The following is a 244-nucleotide window of genomic DNA, read 5'->3' on the forward strand; positions in this document are numbered from 1 at the left end:
TCCGAAGTCGGCGTGCGCGCCGACGCATGGGCCGCGCAGGAGGCGAAAGCAGGCCGGGTCTATGCCTGCGGCAAGCGTTCGGTGGCCGGCTTCCCGTTCCGCTTCGAAGTCCGCTGCGACGACGCCAGCGTTTCGCTGGTCTCGCAGGTCGCGGGCGCGCAGGTGCCGTTCACCGCGCGGCTCGGCGAGATCATGGTGATCGCGCAGATCTACCAGCCGAGACTCTTGATCGCTGAATTCAAGG

Annotated in this window: 1 protein-coding gene; it reads left to right on the forward strand. The window is 67.6% G+C overall.

Features of this window, described 5'->3' with window-relative positions; all coding sequences use genetic code 11:
* Positions 1-244: DUF2125 domain-containing protein (locus QSV46_RS40740; protein ID WP_314964416.1), on the forward strand; the 244-nt coding region annotated here is incomplete at both ends.

The sequence above is a fragment of the Bradyrhizobium cosmicum genome (genome assembly GCF_032290525.1).
GTDB lineage: Bacteria > Pseudomonadota > Alphaproteobacteria > Rhizobiales > Xanthobacteraceae > Bradyrhizobium > Bradyrhizobium cosmicum_A.